We start from the raw sequence: 19,262 nt of genomic DNA on the forward strand, positions 1-19,262 counted from the left end.
CTTCACATAAAGAAGAACTTATCATTTGTTGCGTTTTATCTTACTTTTTAGTAGACAGTATCCCTCCTATAAAATTAATTTAATCTATGTATCCTCAATTAGCTATGAGGACCTTCGAAAATAGCTTCTCGCAACTTTTATTATATTCATTATAGCATAAATCAAGTAAACAAAGAAAAAATGTAAACACTTTTCTTCCAAATTTGTCATCATTCTACTAAAAAACGACAGTTTCTTTCGAAACTATCGTTTTTCTTGAAAAATCCTTATTTGACATGTTTTGCCAATTCTTCTTGGGCTTTTTTATTAGATTCTTCTTTTTCTTTCAACCATTTTTCTTTAGCTTTTTCATATTCATCTTTTGTGACTGTTTTATCTTGTACTTTGAGGTATTTATATGATTCAATACCTTTATTACCAGCTAATGAATATGGTTCTGAGAAAGGAACTGTTTTTCTCAATACTGGTGTTCCCCCCTTAGAAATATTTGGAATCGCTAAAGCGCTATCTACCAACCATGCTTGGATCTCAGCATACTTTTCATAGCGTTTTGCAAGATCTTGCTCCTTATTGGCTTCTTCCAGCATTTGAGTGTAGATATCCAGTCCAACAGCCTTAGCCTTATCATTAGATTCACCAGGCTCTATACCCAGATTTTGCAACACTCCACCGCTCTTCACATTGAAAATATCAAGATAAGTTGATGGATCTTGATAGTCAGATCCCCAACCACCGTTGTAAAGATCATAATCCTTCTGAGCTGCTGTCTGAGCCAAATAGCTTGTATTGTCATAATCTTCAGTAGTGAGTTGTTGAATATCAATTACAACATTTTCTGCACCTAAAGCTGCCTCAATAGATTGTTTCATAGAGTTTGCCTCTTGGACACCTTTTTTAGCAGCTTGGTCAACTGTCATGTCCAAGTGAATAGGGAATTGGACTCCTTTAGCTTGGAGTTCTTTCTTAGCCTCTGCAAATTTAGCCTTGGCTTTTTCAGCATTGTAGTATGGATCTTGGGCATCCGCAAAGTTGATTCCTTGCCATTCCTTACCATAATTCACCATCTTAGAGGCTACTACTTCACCAAAGTCTTTTCCGTTGATACTTACGAAGTTTGGAGGAACAACCAAGTTACGCAAAATCTTAGTTGCACCATCTTCTCCCTGAGATTGAGCCCCGTAAGCTGTACGATCATAGGCAAAGTTGATGGCTTGACGGAAGTTTTTGTTAAGAACCGCTTCTTGAGTCGATTTCTTCTCAGCATCACTTGTCTTGGAAGTGAACTTATAAGATTTTCTATCTAGATTAAAGTTTAAGAAGTAAGAAGTAGCATCTTGTAAACTATAAATGATATTGTCCTTATTCTTTTCTTTAATTCCTTCAAAACTTGAACTATTTGGATAAAGACGAGCGTAGCTATAAGCACCTTCTACAAAGTTACGAGCCAGTGCATCTTGGTCACTACCATCATAATAGGCCAATTTCACATCATCTACAAAGACATTTTTAGCATCCCAGTAGTTCGGATTTTTCTTAAATTCAATAACAGATTTTGAAACAAAGGATTTCATCAAGAAAGGTCCATTGTACAAAATACTAGATGGGTCTACCTTCCCAAAATCATCCCCTTTTGATTTCAAGAAATCTGCATTGACTGGGAAGAGAATGGTTGAAGTTGTTTTTGAGTTCCAATAAGATTCTGGTCGTGTCAAGGTATATTGAACAGTTTGGTCATCAAGAGCCTTAACTCCGACAGTTGAAAAGTCTGTTGTTTTACCAGTGATATAGTCATCTAAACCAGCAACGGATTCTTGCACTAAGTACAAGGCTTCTGATTTTTTATCAGCTGCATATTTCAAACCAGTTACAAAATCTTGGGCAGTTACAGGAGCATATTCATCTCCATCTGCAGTATACCATTTAGCATCTTTACGCAGTTTGTAGGTATAGGTCAAACCGTCCTTAGAAACACTCCAATCCTCTGCCAAGGATGGAATATAGTTCCCATACTGGTCATTTTCCATGAGCCCATCTACCAAATTAACCACGATATCATTGGTTGTTGCACGGTTTTCTGCTAGATAATTCAAACTAGACGGATCACTAACATAAACATAGTTATATGTTTTTGACCCTGTGCTAGAATTCCCACACGCGCTTAATAAAATACCTGCACTTAACACGACACCCGCAAGTGCTGCATACTTGGCTTTAGACTTTTTCATCTCCAGAACCTCCTGATTTAAATATTTGTCTTATTATACAACTTGAGTTTTATTTAGTCAATAGATTTTTAAGTAAAATTTAAGAAAAATTAAATTACCATCTACAAACTTTAGTTATTATTCTACAAATTAATAAAAAAGAGAATAATTCAAGCATTTCATGATAGAAATGTTCAAATTATCCCTTTTATTTATAAATATTTTTTAAGTTAACTTTAATTTGATTCGTAAGCGATCTGCTTGGGCTTTTCCAATCACCTTATCCAATAAACGGGTACGGAGGCTCATAATTCCATAAACTCCTCCACCCATGGCACCGATAAGAGTTACATATAGAAAACTCCACAAACGTCCACTTGGTTGGAAGACAAATCCCAGTATCCACTGAATAGCGCCTACACCGATGAACATAACAAAAGTCAACAAACTGATTAAAATCGTTCTCCTAAATACCACATTACCTCTCATTCCTGTTACCCTACATAGTTCACGATAAATGAATATAATAGGGATGATAAGAGCGATTGATGTTGAAATCAAAGGACCATAACTGTGAAAAAGATAAATTGTTGGTAATTGCAAGACTAGCTTAGCAACCGAACCATAGAAAAAGTAACGGATTGCTTTACGGTTATGGAACATAGCCTGAAGCATTGGTGACAAAACCATATATACACCCAAAATGGTTGACTGTAAGACTGCAAAGATAAACAAACCTAATGCCAAACCATCTGGCTTCCCGTAAAATATGGTATAAATAGGTTCACCGACCATGACCACTCCCACAGTTGCAGGAAAAAGAAACAATAGAAGCATAGTTAGATTATCTTGAATCAATTTAGAGGCAGACCTCAAATCACCTTTCACATAGTTTTCAGTCAAAAGTGGCAAACCGACACTCCCAATCGAAACCCCAACAGAAATCAAAATCATAGTGATTTTATTAGGATTGGCAGAGAAATAAGAAAACATGACAATTAAGTCTTCATTACTATAGTTGGTAAACCACTTCATGCTATTGATAAAGGTATTTTGGTCCAAGATTTGGAAAAGCTGGATGGCAGACCCTGTCAGGATAAAAGGAATGGCTTCCTTAATGGTGTCGACCAAAAGACGCTTGCTGTTTATCTTATCTCCTGTTTCAAGGACTCTTTTAAGTAATCCTTCTTTAGCAAGGAAATAGATCAAAACTGCAAAACTAGCTACCATGCCGACAAAGGCAGCAAAGGTGGATTGGGTAACCGCTGCTAGATAGTCTCCTGAGCCCATTTTCATAATCATAAAGGTAGCTAAGAGCATCCAGATAACACGAATGACCTGCTCAGCGATTTGGCTCATGGCATAAGGTTTCAGGTTATTCATCCCTTGGAAGAAACCTCGGATAACACTCATAGATGGGAAAATCAAGACCGCCCAAGCCAAGCTCTGCATGATTGGGATCAGGTCTTTCCCTACACCCGACAAGTCTGCTAGCCATGGAGCAAAGACATACAAGACTAGTGCAAAAATAAGACCTAATCCCGTCATAAAGCCTAAAAAGCTCCGAATCAGGGCAAAGCTATGCTCTTCTTCTCGCATGGTATTATACTTGGCCACTTGCTTGGCAACCGCAACTGGAATACCCGCTGTTGAAATCAGCAAGAACCAGGCATAGATATTGTAGCCCATAGTAAAGAGACCATTTGCTGTAGCCGCATAAGACCCCATCCAGATATACCAAGGGATGATATAAATGGCACCGAGTAGACGACTGATAAAGTTACTAGCCGTTAGCCAAGCAGTCCCCCGTAACATCTGGGCCTGCTGGTGATTGTTTTCGTTAGACATAGATTCCTCATTTAATTTTAATCACTAGGAAAAATTCCTCATCTTCCATTATAAACTTTTCCTTGTCACTTGTAAATTTAGGACTTTCGGTTTACAATAGAAAGTATGATTAAGATTGAAACCGTATTAGATATTTTAAAGAAAGATGGTCTCTTCCGTGAGATTATCGACCAAGGACATTATCTCTACAACTACAGCAAAGTTGTTTTTGACACCATCTGCTATGATAGCCGCAAGGCCAAAGAGAAGAGCCTCTTTTTCGTCAAGGGTGCTGCCTTTAAAAAGGAATTTCTGATTTCTGCCATCTCTCAAGGCCTCGGTTGGTATGTGGCTGAAGAAGACTATGAAGTTGGTATTCCTGCTATTATCGTCAGCGATATCAAGAAAGCCATGAGTTTGGTAGCTATGGAATTTTATGGCAATCCACAGGAAAAACTCAAACTCCTCGCCTTCACTGGAACCAAAGGTAAAACAACAGCAGCCTACTTCGCTTATAACATCTTATCTCAAGGGCATCGACCTGCTATGCTCTCAACCATGAACACAACTCTAGATGGCAAGACTTTCTTTAAGTCTGCATTAACAACCCCTGAGAGTATTGACCTCTTTGACATGATGAATCAAGCTGTGCAAAATGACCGTACTCACCTCATCATGGAGGTATCCAGTCAGGCCTATCTGGTCAAACGTGTCTATGGTCTAACTTTTGATGTGGGAGTTTTCCTCAATATTAGCCCAGACCATATCGGCCCGATTGAACACCCTAGCTTTGAAGACTACTTCTACCATAAGCGTCTCTTAATGGAAAATAGCCGTGCAGTCATCATTAACAGTGACATGGACCACTTTTCTGTCTTGAAAGAACAAGTAGAAGATCAAGACCATGATTTCTACGGTAGTCAGTCGAACAACCAAATCGAGAATTCCAAAGCCTTTAGTTTTTCAGCTACGGGTAAACTCGCTGGAGATTATGCTATTCAACTCATCGGCCACTTCAACCAAGAAAATGCCGTTGCTGCTGGACTTGCTTGCCTCCGTCTCGGACCTAGTCTTGAGGACATCAAAAAAGGAATCGCTGCAACCCGCGTTCCTGGTCGTATGGAAGTCCTCACTCAGAAAAATGGAGCAAAGGTTTTTATCGACTATGCACACAATGGTGACAGTCTCAAAAAACTAATCAAGGTTGTAGAAACTCATCAAACTGGAAAGATTGCTCTGGTGTTAGGTTCGACAGGGAATAAGGGAGAAAGCCGTCGTAAGGACTTTGGCCTCCTCCTTAATCAACACCCTGAGATTCAAGTCTTTCTGACTGCTGATGACCCCAACTATGAAGACCCAATGGCCATTGCAGATGAAATTAGTAGCTATATCAATCATCCTGTTGAAAAAATTGCGGATCGCCAAGAAGCCATCAAGGCAGCTACGGCTATCACAAATCACGAATTAGATGCAGTTATTATCGCCGGTAAGGGAGCCGATTGCTACCAAATCGTCCAAGGCAAGAAAGAAGCCTATCCAGGAGATGCAGCCGTCGCAGAAAATTATTTATAAGATAGTAAAAAATCAAGGGAAATGAAACCCTTGATTTTTTTATCTTTATTTAAAAGCGTTTTTCAAACCTTCAACGGCACCTTCTACAGCACCTTTAGCATCTTCAACTACTTCTTTTGCCTTAGCAACTGTCTTTTCTACAGCGCCTTCTGCTTCAGTCTTGCCATCTCCAGTAACTTTACCAAATCCTTCTTTGATAGCGCCTGTTGCTTGTTCCAATTTGTTTTCAAGTGACATATGATTGTCTCCTTTAATTTTATTCCGATATGTGTTACCGGTTACATATAGTTTATACCGAATACTAAGGAAAGTCAAATAATGTGCTCAGAAACAAAAAATCAGGCCAAGTAGAAAGTTAATCTTTCCTTATCCAAATCGATAGCCAACTCATACTTTCCATCTTCATTTTGGACAATATAACCTAGGACAACTAAACTGTCCACAAAGATGTCACGACGTTTCTGCATAAGCTGATCTTTTTTGAGAAATTTTAGCAAAAAAGTTGTCATGTATTTGAGAGCATACTCAGGATTGACATCTCCCAAAATGTCATAGAGTTCCTGCTGTTTTTCTGTCAAAGGATACTGATGTTTGACCTTGTAGAAATAATTGGACAGGGTCATTTTTGATCTCGCAAAGTCCGTCTTTTCAACTAAAATAGCTGCATTGGTTTGATTTCGTAATTCTGTCTCAAAACTCTGATCCAACAAGGCTGGATAGACCGGACTAGCTTCGCTGACAAAAATCTCTTGATCCAGTTCAAGACTATCGAGTGATTCAAGCATAGGAAGATTAAGGTAATAACGCTTATTTTCTCGTAGAATCAAGCCTGCCTTTATATACTCTTCCATGAGTTTATCAACTGCTATATCTGGAAATTGAGCCTTAATTTCTCGCAAAATAACATCCTCATGCTGGTCCAGATAGCGGATCAATTCTCTAAAAAATGGCTGTCTTGTCAAACGAGATGGATTAAAAATCTGAATCATGAAGATTCCTTTCTTTACATTCTAACAGAGGCGATGCTGCCAACTGACTAGGATTGGTCCCAGCTTGGTTCAAAGGGACAGGTAGGCCTAGTTCTCTATAATACTCTCTCCAAAAATCACTAATCTCCTGCTCCCCATCCCCAAATTTCATAGGTATGGTTTCAAAAATCGGTAGGATTTCTGCCATGTACTGGGAACAGTAAAAACCTTCTCCATCTGGATAGAAAGAAGCATTGTAGGGTGCTCCTAGATATTTGCAAGCTTTTTCCTTCACAGACTGGATATCCATTTCTGGGTAAACATAGAGGTCGTACAAGTGATTGGACTCAAAGAAGTCTGCCGGTTCTTGACAGACAACACCAGTCTGTCCACTAGCGTGGTAAATCATCCCATCCAAACAAATCGCAACATGGTTATAGTTGCCTGTGGAAGTCTGGATGGCCTGCCCCATATCTGACTCATCTCTCACAAAAATCAAATCGCCATTTTCTAACATGCTTCACTCCTAGAAAAAAAGGAGCCGAAACTCCTTTCGATATAAGGCAAACTAGCCTTTCCTAATTTGAATTAACACTCAAAATCTTAAGCATTGAAGCTTTCAGTCAATTGAGGTACCACTTGTTTCTTACGTGAAACGGCACCAGCAAGGAAGGCGTGGTTGTCTTCAAGTTTGAAGTTGAAAGCCGCTTCGACCTTGCCCATATTGGCACCAAGAGCCAAGATTTCTGAGTTTGAGTTGACGATATCTGTAATCATCAAGACAAAGTCAGAGTAGCCGTTTGCTTCGTTGGCAGCTTGCATTGCAGCTTCAATTTCTGCTTGACGTTCCAAAACTTCAGCGATATCAACTGTGTTTACTTGGGCAACACGGACATTATTTCCGTTCAATTCAAAAGTCTTAGCATCGATGTCAATCAATTCGTCAGCAGATTTGCTAGCCAAATTCGTACCAGCCTTAAGCATTGCAAGACCGTATTCTTCCAAGTTCACACCAGCCAATTCAGCTAACTCAGGAGCAATAACTTTATCTGTTGGGTGTGTTGTTGGTGATTTCAAAAGAAGGGTATCTGAAATCAAACCTGAAAGCATCAAACCAGCAATCTCTTTAGGCACAGCTACACCATGTTCTTTGAACATACGGTAAACGATTGAAGACGCTGATCCAACTGGCTCCAAACGCATGTAAAGTGGGCTTGCAGTTTCAAAGTTAGCCACACGGTGGTGGTCCACAACACCATAAACTTCTACTTCAGCGATATCTGATACAGATTGTTGGAATTCATTGTGGTCAGTCAGGATAACTTGCTCTGCTCCTTCTGCTTTGGCAGAAGTGATAACACGCGGTGCTTCTACACCAAAATAGTTCAAGACAAAGGCTGTTTCTTCATTTGGAGTTCCAAGAGCAACAGCTTCCGTATCCAAACCGTATGCTTCTTTTGCAAGGTAGGCAAAGGCTACAGATGACCCGATGGCATCTGAGTCTGGATTTTGGTGACCAAATACTAGAATCTTAGACATGATAATACCTCATTTTATTTATTCTCTTTATTGTAGCATTTTTTTCGCTTTTTGACAAAAGTAAGAGGAGTCAAAGGGCTCCTCACAATTCTTCAAAATAACTGATACTCTTCGAAAATCTCTTCAAACCACGTCAGCTTCGCCTTGCCGTACTCAAGTACTGACTACGGCTAGCTTCCTAGTTTGATCTTTGATTTTCATTGAGTATGAGTAAATTTCTATCTTGATTTTCAGATAAAAATCTTTCCTTCTGTGGCCTCTTCTTACGCTTGAGAAGGGCTTCTGCTGACATGGCTTCTTCCTTACTGGCAAAACCTTGAACATAGATAAGTTTGACTGGCAAGCGTGCTCGTGTGTATTTGGCTCCCTTCCCACTATTGTGGACAGCAAGGCGTCTTCTCACATCAGTCGTATAGCCTGTATAGTAAGATCCATCACGGCACTCCAGCACGTACATATAAGCCTTATGATCCATAATAAATCTCTTCAAGTTCAGGCGTATAAGAGCCATCATCATTGTGAACAATGAGAGGTGGTAAGACCTTAAAGCCGCTTGTTGAACCATCCTTGATTGCCTCAATCAAAAGCATATTGGCTTCCTTTTCTCTTTTTGGATAAACAAACTGCAGGCGCTTAGGGGCTAGATTATGCCGTTGTAAGGTATCCAAAATATCCAGAAGTCGATCAGGGCGATGAACCATGGCCAAACGCCCGTTGGACTTGAGAATACTCTGGGCACTACGACAGATTTCCTGCAAATTAGTCGTGATTTCGTGGCGAGCCAAGAGATAATGTTCACTCTCGTTCAGATTAGAATGAGGATCCACCTTGAAATAGGGTGGATTACACAAAATCATATCCACCTTACTTCCCTGGATGTAAGCAGGCATATTTTTCAAATCATCACAGATGACCTCCATCTGCTCTTCTAAACCATTCAAACGGACAGAGCGTTCAGCCATATCCGCCAAACGCTCCTGAATCTCAACAGCCAAAATCTGTGCCTGAGTCCGAGTGCTAGCAAATAGCCCCACTGCTCCATTTCCAGCGCAAAAATCCACTATCAAGCCCTTTTTAGGAAAACGTGGAAAACGTGACAAGAGAACACTATCCACCGAATAGCTAAAAACCTCTCTATTTTGAATGATTTTGATATCTGTCGAAAAGAGCTGGTTAATGCGCTCTCCTGATTTTAATAATTGTTCTTCTTCCATGGTCTTATTATAGCAAATTTATATTAACATTACAAAAGATAGAGATTTCTAACTAGTGCTTCTGATTCTTCAAATGTTGAAGGGCTTCCTTGGTCCAAATTGGCATCATTCGTTTAAGAGGCGCAAAGCCGTAGTTAAAACGGTCGCTTGAAAAGCGTCGCCGTCTCGGAAACTGGTGCTTTTCTTCCTCCAAAGTGCGGATAGAAAGACTAGCTTTCCCTGTAAATTCATCTAAATCCACTACTTGAACTTGAACCTCTTCATCAACTTTCAAGGCTTCTTGGATATTTTCAATAAAGCCTGTCCGAATCTCTGAAATGTGAATCAGTCCCGTATCACCCGTCTCTAGCTCAACAAAGGCACCGTAGGGCTGAATCCCTGTAATACGGCCCTTTAGTTTATCACCGATTTTCATCCTAGTCCTCGATTTCAATTGTTTCAATCACGACATCTTCAACTGGCTTATCCATAGCTCCTGTCTCAACAGCAGCAATGGCATCCAAGACAGCGTAAGAAGCTTCATCAGCTAGCTGACCAAACACAGTGTGACGGCGGTCTAGATGAGGAGTTCCACCTTGGTTGGCATAGATTTCCGCAATCGGTTCTGGCCAACCACCACGAGCAATTTCTTTCTTAGAATAAGGCAAATGTTGATTTTGCACGATAAAGAACTGACTGCCGTTGGTATTTGGACCAGCATTGGCCATAGAAAGAGCACCACGGATATTGTAAAGTTCTTCTGAGAACTCATCCTCAAATGATTCGCCGTAGATTGACTCGCCACCCATACCAGTTCCAGTTGGATCTCCACCTTGAATCATAAAGTCCTTGATAATACGGTGGAAAATGACACCATCATAGTAACCATCCTTTGAAAGTGCAACAAAGTTAGCTACTGTTTTAGGAGCATGTTCAGGGAAAAGCTTGATACGCAAGTCTCCGTGATTGGTCTTAATAGTCGCGATAGGACCTTCTACTGTTTCAATGTCTACTTGTGGGAAATGCAATTCTTTTTCTACCATACCAAATCCTTCTAAGGCATCAAAAATGCCATCTTCTTCCAATGTTTTTGTAATATAATCTGCTTTTTCTTTGATGTTATCATGAGAAATTCCCATGGCAACGCTGATTCCAGCATAATCAAAGAGTTCCAAGTCGTTGAGGCCATCTCCAAAAACCATGACGTTCTCTGGTTTCAAACCAAGGTGTTCCGCAACCTTTTCCACCCCCGTCGCTTTGGAGCCTGAAATCGGCACAATATCAGACGAATGCTCATGCCAACGAACCATGCGAAGTTTGTCTGAGAGACTATCAGGCAAGTGCAAGTCATCTCCTTTATCTTCAAAAGTCCACATCTGATAGATATTTTCTTTTTCATGGAAATCAGGATCTACATCTAAATCGGGATAAATTGGATTGATAGCTTCACTAATCATATCAGTGCGAGTCGATAACTTGGCATCATGACTCCCAACCAAACCATACTCAATTCCCTCTTGCTTGGCCCAAGAGATATACTCCTCAACATCTGATTTCTCAATCTGATGTTGATAAATAACCTGACCTTTTTTATCTTCGATATAAGCTCCATTCAGGGTCACAAAAAAGTCAGGCTTGAGCTCACGAATCTCTGGAACGACACCAAAAATCCCTCGTCCAGAAGCAATACCTGTCAAAATTCCTTTCTCACGTAATTGCTTAAAAACAGTTGGGATTGAAGCTGGAATAAAACCTGTCTTTGAATTCCGCAATGTATCATCAATATCAAAAAAGACAATCTTGATTTTCTTTGCCTTATATCTTAATTTGGCATCCATCTCACTACCTCTTTCAATCTAACTCTTTCCATTATACCATAAAGTAGCTAAATCCCCTATTTTCAAAAAGTTTCCAGTTTTATTGTAAGTCCTTGGATAAGTATAAAACTAAATCATCATCATTTTGACAACTTGCACCCATTTCTAGCGGTTTATTTCTATACCACACACCTGTCCCATCTGGAATATAGCCTCGTTTGATATACAATCTCTGGGCAGGACCATAGCCTAAGTGCAAACCTACACCAAGAGTGACCTTACTCGAAACAAACTTGACTCGTTTTTCTGCTTCTTCTAGCAGTTGATTCCCAATCCCTTGATTTCGAAAAGACTCAAACACATTAAAATCTGATAATTCTGGATAGACTTCTGCAAAAGGACCATGTTTAGCAGAGGGCAAAATGGTAATATAACCTGCCACTACTCCATTCATAGTCGCTACCAAGACTTCTCTGTCGCCACTTGCTTGCTCCCAAAAATAGCTAGCTAAGATTTCTTCTCTAGCAGGCCAACCTTGATTCATAAATCCATGAGATAAGGATTCAATATCAGACTTAATCATATTTCTAATCATACAATTCATCTTTGACTTACCCACCTTTACTCTTTCTATTACCATTATAGCACGCCAAAGTCAGAAAAAAACTATCTCGTGAAAAAAGACCCAAACGGGTCTTAATTCGCTTTCTTTTTTCCGAGCTCATGAAAAAGAGGTCCACCCAGGCCCAACTCGCTCTCTCATTTTAAGGCTCGTGAAAAAAAGACCCGTCGGGGTCTGAAAAAGAGGTCCGCCCGGACCTCTTTTTTAATCTTCGTTTACGAAAGGCATCAAAGCCATTACGCGAGCACGTTTGATAGCTGTTGTTACTTTACGTTGGTTTTTAGCTGAAGTTCCTGTTACACGACGAGGAAGGATTTTCCCACGTTCTGAAACGAAACGGCTAAGAAGCTCAGTATCTTTGTAATCAACATATTCAATTTTGTTTGCTGCGATGTAATCAACTTTTTTACGGCGTTTGAATCCGCCACGACGTTGTTGAGCCATGTTTTTTCTCCTTTATAATTTTAGTTGTCCATTAGAATGGTAAATCATCATCTGAAATATCCAATGGATTTGTTGCTCCAAATGGATTTTCATCACGTGAAAAGTCTGGTACTGAATTTGTAGGTGCTGAATAGTTTGCAGTTGGTGCAGAATAAGCTCCACCTGTGTGACCCTCACGCACACTACGGCTTTCCAACATTTGGAAATTCTCAGCCACGACCTCTGTCACGTAGACACGTTGTCCTTGCTGGTTATCGTAACTACGAGTCTGGATACGACCTGTCACCCCGATAAGTGAGCCTTTTTTAGCCCAATTAGCAAGGTTCTCAGCCTGTTGGCGCCACATAACGACATTGATAAAATCAGTCTCACGTTCGCCATTTTGACTCTTAAATGTACGGTTTACTGCAAGAGTAAAAGTCGCAACTGCTACATTTGATGGGGTATAACGCAACTCAGCGTCACGTGTCATACGCCCTACAAGTACAACATTGTTAATCATAGTTTACCTTCTTACGCGTCAGTTTTGACGATCATGTGACGAAGAATGTCAGCGTTGATTTTTGAAAGACGGTCAAACTCTTTAAGAGCTGCATCGTCGTTTGCTTCAACGTTAACGATGTGGTAAAGTCCTTCACGGAAATCTTTGATTTCGTATGCAAGACGACGTTTTTCCCAAGATTTTGATTCAACAACAGTTGCACCGTTGTCAGTCAAAATAGAGTCAAAACGTGCTACCAAAGCGTTTTTAGCTTCTTCTTCAATGTTTGGACGAATGATATAAAGAATTTCGTATTTAGCCATTGATATGTTCCTCCTTTTGGTCTAATGACCCCAAGACTTTGCAAGGGGTAAGTGAGGTTTGCTCACAATAAACTATTATACTAGAAAAAATTTTTTTACGCAAGTAAAAACACTGAAATAAAAAAGAAGATGACGAATCATCTTCTCAAAAAATACAACTCTATAGAGAGTGATCAATATTTTAGTATTTATCAAACTATAGAGATTACGAATCCGTTTTACTGATTTTTACCAAAGACATCTCGATAGAGCATTCCTGTTCGTAAACTCTCTGCATCTCCTCCTAATCGCTCCACCAACTCATAGGCAAAGGCAAGGGCTGTTGAAGGGCCTCGACTGGTTGTCAATTGACCATCTACCACTACTGTTTCCTTAACGTAGTGACCATCAAGAATTTGCTCTTGAACACCGTCATAACAAGTGTACTGCTTGTTTTTCAATAGCCCTGCTTGATTGAGGGCAATTGGCGCAGCACAAATGGCTGCTAGTTTTTTTCCTTCTTGCTCGAAGTTTTGCAACTCTTGAATCAAGGCCTGATTATCGCACAAATGTGCAGAACCAGGCATGCCGCCAGGAAGAACAACCATATCATAGTCTGATAAATCACCATCAAAGACACGATCTGCTCTTACTTGGATTGCATGCGAACCAGTCACTTGCTCTTCAAACCCAACCATATCACAAGTGATATTTGCCCGACGCAAAACATCTACAACTGTCAAAGCTTCAATTTCTTCAAAGCCCTGAGCCAACATAACTGCTACTTTTACCATGATTTTCTCCTTATTTGATTTGTTTTAATACAACCTTTTTCCGTTTGAATGGAACTTTTCCGCTCTTTTCTTCAGCTAGATTGGTCTGGTAACTCATCGATAAAAGTAAGCCCACACCAATCAGATTACTGATAATAGCCGATCCCCCTTGAGAAATGAAAGGCAAGGGAATACCCGTCAAAGGAAGCAAACCTGTCACGGCACCGATATTCTCAAAGATATGGAAGAGTAACATCATAATTAAACCTGTAGAAATATAGGTGTAGAACTGATTATTTGATTTAAGAGTAATCTTCAACATACGATAAATCAGCATGAGATAAAGGGCGATAACAAGGACAGAGCCAATAAAGCCAAAATCTTCTGCAATGACCGTGAAAATCATATCCGACTCTCTAACTGGAATAAGCAGATTAGAAGCATTAAATCCTTGACCAAACAAGCCTCCACTACCAATCGCAATCTGCCCTTGAGCCTGCTGATAGGTCGTTGTTTGAGCAAAATCAAAAGGATTAAGCCAAGCCAAAATACGGTTGATTTGATAGGTCGGCATTCCCAGTTGATGGAGAAAAGCCCGACCGTCCTTGCTGATAAAAATAGCTAAGAAAGCAGCAATTCCTGTTACAGCAGTCACAAATACTGGGATAATAATTTTCCAAGAAACCCCCGATAATAAAACGATTCCTGAAAAAATGGCTACAAAAACCAAAGCCGTCCCCAAGTCACTTTGAAGTGCCAAAAGAACTAGGACTGGAATGGTAAAGAGAATCATCCAAAAAATTAACAAAAAGTCCAGCGGAATTGTGCGTCTCCACTCCTTATGTTTTTTGGTAAACTGGACAATCACACGGGCCAACATGAGGATATAGGATATCTTCATAAATTCTGACGGCTGGAACAAGGTAACACCATTTACCGATACCCAGTTTTTGGCACCCGTTGATGCAACTAAACTTGGATTATAAAAGACAATAGGTAAGACCATAAGTCCCAAGCCCAAAATATATAGAAAGGGTGTCACCTTCCAAAGAAATTCTGTATTGAAGAGCATGACCACAAAACCAATTACAAGTCCCAAGACAATCCAAGCGACCTGCTGCCCTAAAATGGGCAGAATATTATTTGGATAATCATGACTAACGGCAATATAAATAGCCACCACACCGATAACCAGTAGGAAAAATACTGGCAGGAGCAAACTATAATCGACTCTAGAGTCGAGAGAACGTTTCATATATTCACCTTTCCTCTTTCTTAGATTTTTCATTTTTGTTGTTTTGGAGGAAATCAATAACAGTAGAGGTAATCTGTTTTCTATTCACCTCTCTGATAGTTCTTTCCTTCGCTAGAGCTTGTCTAATCTGTTTACCATATCGTTTATGAACAACACGACTATCCAGTATCACAGCAATGGAAGCTTGTTCCTCTTTTCTAATTGTTCTACCCAAAGCCTGTTTGAGACGAATAATGGCCATTGGCAGCTGATAATCATAGAAAGGATTCTTCTCTTCCTGACGCAATTCATGATTTAATTTTTGTGTTAAAGGTTCTTGGGGATTTTGGAAAGGCAATCGAGGAATTACTTGAATAACGCAAGGATGGGTAGAAAAATCAACCCCCTCCCAGAAACTTCCTGTTCCAAGTAATATTTGTCGCTCTCCTTTTTCAAAACGTTTCTTCAGCTGACTGGGTTCCCCATTTTTATATTGGGCTAAATGAGGATGGTCTAGTAAATCTGACACTGCTAACAGTAATTCTTTAGACGTAAATAAAACAAGCAAAGGCTCTTGAAACGCCTGTAAGGAATGGATAACTGATGTAACCTCTTCTGCATAATCTAAAGGAGAATGTTCAGTTACTAACGGAAAATCATTTACTAATAGAACTTCTTGTTGCTTCTGTTGTAAAGATTCAACTGTAATAAGTGGGGCTTCAGTAAATCCTAATAAGTCCGCTAAAGAAACTCTATTACTGATTTCAAGAGTGGCAGATACGCCAAGCACTCTGCAATCCTCTGGCAATAAATCTGCTAGTAGGAAGCGACCTTTTTTACTTGAGCAGATTAAGACATCCTTACTAGACTTCTCAGCAGTTGCCAGCCAAAATTCACGGTCGGATGTAAAAAAGCGCGTCATATCTCTATACTCAGGAAGATTTAACTCAGAAAAATGCTGGCGTAAGTTTTCAAGAGAATCCAACCACTTGTCATTCTTAAGCCCTGAGTAAAACTGATCTATCAAATAGCGACATTCAAACCCGATACTCTCAAGCAACCGTCTCTGAATAAGATCTTTTTCTGTTTCCAGGGACTTTTGAACTTGTGTTACTAGAGACTCGAGGAGATAAGACTCTTGGGCGAGGTTTTCAAGAGCAATCAGCATTTTTTGAGCTTCATCTATGATTATCAAGCGATTGTTAACAAACTCTGGGTCATCCTCTAAACGTGTTACCAGATAAGCGTGATTGGTTAACAAAAGGCGACTCGATTTAGACCTATCTTGACTGCGTTGCCAGAAGTCCTCAGAAATAAATAAACTTTTTTTTGAAAGTCTTCCATCATGTACAAGTTCAGCTAGAAAATGTTGATAACGATACAGCTGCCCGATTTCATCTAAGTCACCTGTTTCTGTCTCTGTTAACCAAATCAAGACTTGCATTTTAAAGCGTGTGAATAGGCGGTTGGACTCTGGCCTATGGAGTATCTTATAGAAATTATCGAGCTTCAAATAATTCTGGGGTCCCTTAAGACTATGAATATCAATATGAAAAGTATCTTTTAATCGCCTTCCTTCTTCTTGCATAATTTGATTTTGAAGGATTTTGGTAGGAACACTAACAAGGATACCTCCTTCACTTTCCATGCTCAAAGCTGGTAGTAGATAACCATAAGTCTTTCCAAGACCCGTTTGGGCTTGAATAAATGCGGTTTTCTGTTCCTTTAATAACTGCTCAACTTTTTCTGCAAATTCAACTTGCTGAGGACGTTCATCCAAGCCTAATAAGGAAATATTTTTAGTAAAATCCTTAGATAGCTTACGTGGTTTTAAAGACTTACTTTTCTTTCTTAGAAAGAGTCCATGGAACTCCATCAAATCGTGAGAAGAAAGGAGGGACTGTCGCTGATATACTTCTTCAATCACTAAATAAGTTTCATAAAGGAGGTTATCTGCAAGATTTAACAAGGTTTCTAAAAGTCCTTTTGGTAACTGAAAAAGTTTTTGACGCATAAAAAGCAAAAGCTCTGCTGTTGCTTGTGCATCAGAGAGAGCGGTGTGGGCGTGGTCTAACTTAATCCCTAACTCTTGACAGAGAATGCCGAGATTGTACTTTTCAAACCGAGGGTACAAAACCTGTGCTAACTCAACGGTATCCACTCGTGGAGTTCTCAATTCATAACCTTCAAAGAATAGGTACTCTGCTAGAAGATTTGCATCAAACTGAACATTGTGCGCGACAAAAACACCATCCTTAACCAGTTCAAAAATCCTTCCAGCTACCTGTGAAAACTCTGGAGCAACTGCCAACCGTTGATCAGTCAAACCTGTTAATTCTTTTATATGAGAATCCAAGGGCTCATGAGGATTGATGTCAGTCCCAAACTGATCGACGATTTCGCCATTTTCAATCACCACAATACCCACTTGAATAATTTTTGCCTTGCTTCCGGTGCTAGTGGCCTCTAAATCAACAACCACATACCGATTAGTTCTCGAATTCATCATTAAAAATTATATCAAAAAAAGCCCTGTTTGACACCCCTCAACTTCGATAGAAAAATCTCTTTGCTTGAAAAAATTTTTATAAAATGTTTGAATAGTATTATACAGAAAAGGAGACATAAGATGAACCCATTAGATTTGTTTAATCAAGTAAAAGAGCTAATCGAAACAAAAGATTTCGAAGCTGCAAAAACATTTGTTGCAGAAAATCAAGAACAACTTGGAGAATACTTCTCCCAAGCTCAGCAGTTGATTTCTGGTTCAGAAGGTCTAGATGGCCTCGTTGGAAAGATTAAAGGTTTTTTCTAAAAGATATAAAGGCGCCTGAAACGATCAGGTGCCTTTTTGAGATATTTTTTTCATTATTTTAAGAAGATGACTGCTGATTTCCGTCGGCAAGACCACATAATTTTCTTGAGATAGTTCTTGGGCTATGGCTGAATGAAGATGGGTTGCCACTGCCACACGTTCGTAGAGACTGGACTGTCGAAATTGGCCTGCAAATCCTGCAATCATTCCAGCCAGTGTATCTCCCATACCACCAGTCGCCTGATAGGGACCGCCAACCTGTAACTGGTAAAAATCAGATTGACCAACTTGCCAAATACGAGTAGTTGGACCTTTCTCCACCAAAATTATGCCTTGAGGAAAGGAAGTCAGTGCACTAGCCGTCGCAGCTTCCTTTTGCTTTTCAATAGCAATACCAGACAGCTTTTCCCATTCTTTTTGGTGGGGAGTTAGGATAAGCTGGTTAGATGGAAACGGCAAACTTATCCTGGCAAGAATAGTCAAAGCACCTCCGTCTACAATCAAAATCTGATTCTTTTTTAAGCTAGCAAAGGCCTGTTTTACTAGATTTTCTCCAAAAGTATCGTCTTGTAAACCAGGCCCCAGCAAGACAACTTCTGCCTTCTCCAACTGCTCTTTTAACAATTGCTGGTCTTGAAGAGAAAAGGCCATAGCCTCAGGTAAATGACTGTGCAAAGCTGGGATATTTTCCCTATCCGTTCCAACAGTCACCAAACCAGCTCCACTTTTAACAGCTGCCAAAGCAGCCATGATGATAGCACCACCATAAGGATAAGTCCCACCAAGCAACAGCAGACGGCCATAGTCTCCTTTATGACTGGTACGAGAACGTTCAATAATAACTTTTTCTAATAATTCTTGCTCAATCACTTTCATTGTTTTTTCCTCTCTATTCATTATACTATAAAGTTTATCCACCTTGCATCTTAAATATAAATCTCTTCGTTCATATAGAAAAAGAGGGGACAAAGCCCCCCTACTCTCCTTTCGTCCCAACACGAAAGGAAACGATTCCATTTTTACTAGTAAAGACGGGGAGGACTAATTGGCCCTCTCCATCTATTCGACTCATTTATCGATTCATTTTTTATCTTCTACCAATCTATACAACTAGAATGGTATTAGGCGCACAGACTAGTCCTCTTTGCGTTCTGCAGTTAATAAAGCTGCTGACAAGGCCAAGGTAACACCTGCCAAGAAAATAGCTGTTTCTGACTGTTTTTCACCAGTTTCTGGCAATCTCTTGTCTTCCTTGGCAACTTGAACTGGTGCTTCTGGAGTCTGAGATTTTTCTAACGAACTTAGTTTAAACTCTGGTTTTTCTACTGTCGGTGCTGGTTGATTACCTACGGTTGATAATGGACCTGTGTACTCTGGTAATTCGTGTTTCAAGGCCATAACGGAGTTAACTCCACCCTGGAACTCTGGCTTCTCAACTGTCGGTGCGGCTTGGTCACCTACGGTTGACAAT

Annotated in this window: 21 protein-coding genes; 2 read left to right on the forward strand and 19 right to left on the reverse strand. The window is 39.9% G+C overall.

Annotated features, from left to right (window positions below):
• Positions 1 to 266: 266 nt before the first annotated feature.
• Positions 267 to 2,225, reverse strand: coding sequence for a peptide ABC transporter substrate-binding protein (locus PAN07_RS07985; RefSeq protein WP_225742070.1), 1,959 nt, complete (start codon positions 2,223 to 2,225; stop codon positions 267 to 269).
• A 204-nt stretch (positions 2,226 to 2,429) separates the two neighbouring features.
• The gene (locus tag PAN07_RS07990) at positions 2,430 to 4,052 is read right to left on the reverse strand and encodes a polysaccharide biosynthesis protein (RefSeq protein ID WP_269797670.1); all 1,623 of its coding nucleotides are present in this window, start codon (positions 4,050 to 4,052) and stop codon (positions 2,430 to 2,432) included.
• A gap of 105 nt (positions 4,053 to 4,157) precedes the next feature.
• Here PAN07_RS07990 and PAN07_RS07995 point away from each other — a divergent pair, with 105 nt between their 5' ends.
• Positions 4,158 to 5,603, forward strand: a complete 1,446-nt coding sequence (locus tag PAN07_RS07995; RefSeq protein WP_269797671.1) for a UDP-N-acetylmuramoyl-L-alanyl-D-glutamate--L-lysine ligase — start codon at positions 4,158 to 4,160, stop codon at positions 5,601 to 5,603.
• A 45-nt stretch (positions 5,604 to 5,648) separates the two neighbouring features.
• Here PAN07_RS07995 and PAN07_RS08000 read toward each other — a convergent pair whose 3' ends face one another.
• From PAN07_RS08000 to PAN07_RS08070, 15 genes are all read right to left on the reverse strand, one after another.
• Positions 5,649 to 5,840, reverse strand: a complete 192-nt coding sequence (locus tag PAN07_RS08000; RefSeq protein ID WP_000051182.1) for a CsbD family protein — start codon at positions 5,838 to 5,840, stop codon at positions 5,649 to 5,651.
• Positions 5,841 to 5,941: 101 nt separating this feature from the next.
• Positions 5,942 to 6,592, reverse strand: a complete 651-nt coding sequence (locus PAN07_RS08005) for a DUF1803 domain-containing protein (protein ID WP_080890743.1) — start codon at positions 6,590 to 6,592, stop codon at positions 5,942 to 5,944.
• Entirely contained in the window at positions 6,576 to 7,088 is a 513-nt protein-coding gene (locus tag PAN07_RS08010; protein WP_045612053.1) for a YiiX/YebB-like N1pC/P60 family cysteine hydrolase, read from the reverse strand. Before PAN07_RS08010 ends, PAN07_RS08005 begins: the two co-directional genes overlap by 17 nt.
• Before the next feature lie 86 nt (positions 7,089 to 7,174).
• Positions 7,175 to 8,110 (reverse strand): manganese-dependent inorganic pyrophosphatase, encoded by a 936-nt coding sequence (locus PAN07_RS08015; protein WP_261220867.1) that lies wholly within the window; start codon positions 8,108 to 8,110, stop codon positions 7,175 to 7,177.
• Positions 8,111 to 8,288: 178 nt separating this feature from the next.
• On the reverse strand, positions 8,289 to 8,585 hold the full coding sequence (locus tag PAN07_RS08020; RefSeq protein ID WP_000349617.1) for a GIY-YIG nuclease family protein: 297 nt from the start codon (positions 8,583 to 8,585) through the stop codon (positions 8,289 to 8,291).
• On the reverse strand, positions 8,575 to 9,324 hold the full coding sequence (locus PAN07_RS08025) for a tRNA1(Val) (adenine(37)-N6)-methyltransferase (RefSeq protein ID WP_033685376.1): 750 nt from the start codon (positions 9,322 to 9,324) through the stop codon (positions 8,575 to 8,577). Before PAN07_RS08025 ends, PAN07_RS08020 begins: the two co-directional genes overlap by 11 nt.
• A gap of 52 nt (positions 9,325 to 9,376) precedes the next feature.
• Positions 9,377 to 9,739 (reverse strand): S1 RNA-binding domain-containing protein, encoded by a 363-nt coding sequence (locus tag PAN07_RS08030; protein ID WP_000689605.1) that lies wholly within the window; start codon positions 9,737 to 9,739, stop codon positions 9,377 to 9,379.
• Position 9,740: 1 nt separating this feature from the next.
• Positions 9,741 to 11,141 carry a bifunctional Cof-type HAD-IIB family hydrolase/peptidylprolyl isomerase gene (locus tag PAN07_RS08035; protein WP_269797672.1) on the reverse strand — a complete coding sequence of 467 codons (1,401 nt, stop codon included), beginning with the start codon at positions 11,139 to 11,141 and terminating at the stop codon, positions 9,741 to 9,743.
• 79 nt (positions 11,142 to 11,220) lie between these two features.
• On the reverse strand, positions 11,221 to 11,724 hold the full coding sequence (locus tag PAN07_RS08040; RefSeq protein ID WP_269797673.1) for a GNAT family N-acetyltransferase: 504 nt from the start codon (positions 11,722 to 11,724) through the stop codon (positions 11,221 to 11,223).
• Between the two features lie 222 nt (positions 11,725 to 11,946).
• The gene (rpsR, locus tag PAN07_RS08045; protein ID WP_000068664.1) at positions 11,947 to 12,186 is read right to left on the reverse strand and encodes a 30S ribosomal protein S18; all 240 of its coding nucleotides are present in this window, start codon (positions 12,184 to 12,186) and stop codon (positions 11,947 to 11,949) included.
• A gap of 31 nt (positions 12,187 to 12,217) precedes the next feature.
• Complete coding sequence (gene ssbA, locus PAN07_RS08050; protein ID WP_004269791.1) at positions 12,218 to 12,688, reverse strand: single-stranded DNA-binding protein SsbA; 471 nt, start codon at positions 12,686 to 12,688, stop codon at positions 12,218 to 12,220.
• A gap of 11 nt (positions 12,689 to 12,699) precedes the next feature.
• Positions 12,700 to 12,990, reverse strand: a complete 291-nt coding sequence (gene rpsF / locus PAN07_RS08055; RefSeq protein ID WP_001151778.1) for a 30S ribosomal protein S6 — start codon at positions 12,988 to 12,990, stop codon at positions 12,700 to 12,702.
• A 218-nt stretch (positions 12,991 to 13,208) separates the two neighbouring features.
• Entirely contained in the window at positions 13,209 to 13,763 is a 555-nt protein-coding gene (locus tag PAN07_RS08060) for a DJ-1 family glyoxalase III (RefSeq protein WP_269797674.1), read from the reverse strand.
• A gap of 10 nt (positions 13,764 to 13,773) precedes the next feature.
• Positions 13,774 to 14,997, reverse strand: coding sequence for an FtsW/RodA/SpoVE family cell cycle protein (locus PAN07_RS08065; protein ID WP_042750851.1), 1,224 nt, complete (start codon positions 14,995 to 14,997; stop codon positions 13,774 to 13,776).
• 4 nt (positions 14,998 to 15,001) lie between these two features.
• Positions 15,002 to 17,482, reverse strand: coding sequence for a bifunctional DnaQ family exonuclease/ATP-dependent helicase (locus PAN07_RS08070; RefSeq protein WP_346658451.1), 2,481 nt, complete (start codon positions 17,480 to 17,482; stop codon positions 15,002 to 15,004).
• A 123-nt stretch (positions 17,483 to 17,605) separates the two neighbouring features.
• Between PAN07_RS08070 and PAN07_RS08075 the strand changes: the two genes are divergently transcribed.
• Positions 17,606 to 17,791, forward strand: coding sequence for a hypothetical protein (locus tag PAN07_RS08075; RefSeq protein ID WP_001068558.1), 186 nt, complete (start codon positions 17,606 to 17,608; stop codon positions 17,789 to 17,791).
• Between the two features lie 24 nt (positions 17,792 to 17,815).
• Here PAN07_RS08075 and PAN07_RS08080 read toward each other — a convergent pair whose 3' ends face one another.
• Positions 17,816 to 18,667, reverse strand: a complete 852-nt coding sequence (locus PAN07_RS08080; protein WP_049488529.1) for an NAD(P)H-hydrate dehydratase — start codon at positions 18,665 to 18,667, stop codon at positions 17,816 to 17,818.
• 258 nt (positions 18,668 to 18,925) lie between these two features.
• The coding region (locus tag PAN07_RS08085; RefSeq protein WP_269797675.1) for an SIALI-17 repeat-containing surface protein at positions 18,926 to 19,262 on the reverse strand (337 nt) is incomplete at its 5' end.

The organism is Streptococcus sp. SM5 (genome assembly GCF_027497975.1).

What these genes read in the sequence shown, in the direction of transcription:
- PAN07_RS08010 (WP_045612053.1), bottom strand. Translation starts at nt 7,088, where the DNA reads ATGTTAGAAAATGGCGATTTGATTTTTGTGAGAGATGAGTCAGATATG.
- PAN07_RS08075 (WP_001068558.1), top strand. Translation starts at nt 17,606, where the DNA reads ATGAACCCATTAGATTTGTTTAATCAAGTAAAAGAGCTAATCGAAACA.
- PAN07_RS08040 (WP_269797673.1), bottom strand. Translation starts at nt 11,724, where the DNA reads ATGAATTGTATGATTAGAAATATGATTAAGTCTGATATTGAATCCTTA.
- PAN07_RS08065 (WP_042750851.1), bottom strand. Translation starts at nt 14,997, where the DNA reads ATGAAACGTTCTCTCGACTCTAGAGTCGATTATAGTTTGCTCCTGCCA.
- rpsF (WP_001151778.1), bottom strand. Translation starts at nt 12,990, where the DNA reads ATGGCTAAATACGAAATTCTTTATATCATTCGTCCAAACATTGAAGAA.
- PAN07_RS08070 (WP_346658451.1), bottom strand. Translation starts at nt 17,482, where the DNA reads ATGAATTCGAGAACTAATCGGTATGTGGTTGTTGATTTAGAGGCCACT.
- PAN07_RS07990 (WP_269797670.1), bottom strand. Translation starts at nt 4,052, where the DNA reads ATGTCTAACGAAAACAATCACCAGCAGGCCCAGATGTTACGGGGGACT.
- ssbA (WP_004269791.1), bottom strand. Translation starts at nt 12,688, where the DNA reads ATGATTAACAATGTTGTACTTGTAGGGCGTATGACACGTGACGCTGAG.
- PAN07_RS08005 (WP_080890743.1), bottom strand. Translation starts at nt 6,592, where the DNA reads ATGATTCAGATTTTTAATCCATCTCGTTTGACAAGACAGCCATTTTTT.
- PAN07_RS08060 (WP_269797674.1), bottom strand. Translation starts at nt 13,763, where the DNA reads ATGGTAAAAGTAGCAGTTATGTTGGCTCAGGGCTTTGAAGAAATTGAA.
- PAN07_RS08000 (WP_000051182.1), bottom strand. Translation starts at nt 5,840, where the DNA reads ATGTCACTTGAAAACAAATTGGAACAAGCAACAGGCGCTATCAAAGAA.
- PAN07_RS08030 (WP_000689605.1), bottom strand. Translation starts at nt 9,739, where the DNA reads ATGAAAATCGGTGATAAACTAAAGGGCCGTATTACAGGGATTCAGCCC.
- PAN07_RS08080 (WP_049488529.1), bottom strand. Translation starts at nt 18,667, where the DNA reads ATGAAAGTGATTGAGCAAGAATTATTAGAAAAAGTTATTATTGAACGT.
- PAN07_RS08020 (WP_000349617.1), bottom strand. Translation starts at nt 8,585, where the DNA reads ATGGATCATAAGGCTTATATGTACGTGCTGGAGTGCCGTGATGGATCT.
- PAN07_RS08035 (WP_269797672.1), bottom strand. Translation starts at nt 11,141, where the DNA reads ATGGATGCCAAATTAAGATATAAGGCAAAGAAAATCAAGATTGTCTTT.
- PAN07_RS07995 (WP_269797671.1), top strand. Translation starts at nt 4,158, where the DNA reads ATGATTAAGATTGAAACCGTATTAGATATTTTAAAGAAAGATGGTCTC.
- PAN07_RS08015 (WP_261220867.1), bottom strand. Translation starts at nt 8,110, where the DNA reads ATGTCTAAGATTCTAGTATTTGGTCACCAAAATCCAGACTCAGATGCC.
- rpsR (WP_000068664.1), bottom strand. Translation starts at nt 12,186, where the DNA reads ATGGCTCAACAACGTCGTGGCGGATTCAAACGCCGTAAAAAAGTTGAT.
- PAN07_RS08025 (WP_033685376.1), bottom strand. Translation starts at nt 9,324, where the DNA reads ATGGAAGAAGAACAATTATTAAAATCAGGAGAGCGCATTAACCAGCTC.
- PAN07_RS07985 (WP_225742070.1), bottom strand. Translation starts at nt 2,225, where the DNA reads ATGAAAAAGTCTAAAGCCAAGTATGCAGCACTTGCGGGTGTCGTGTTA.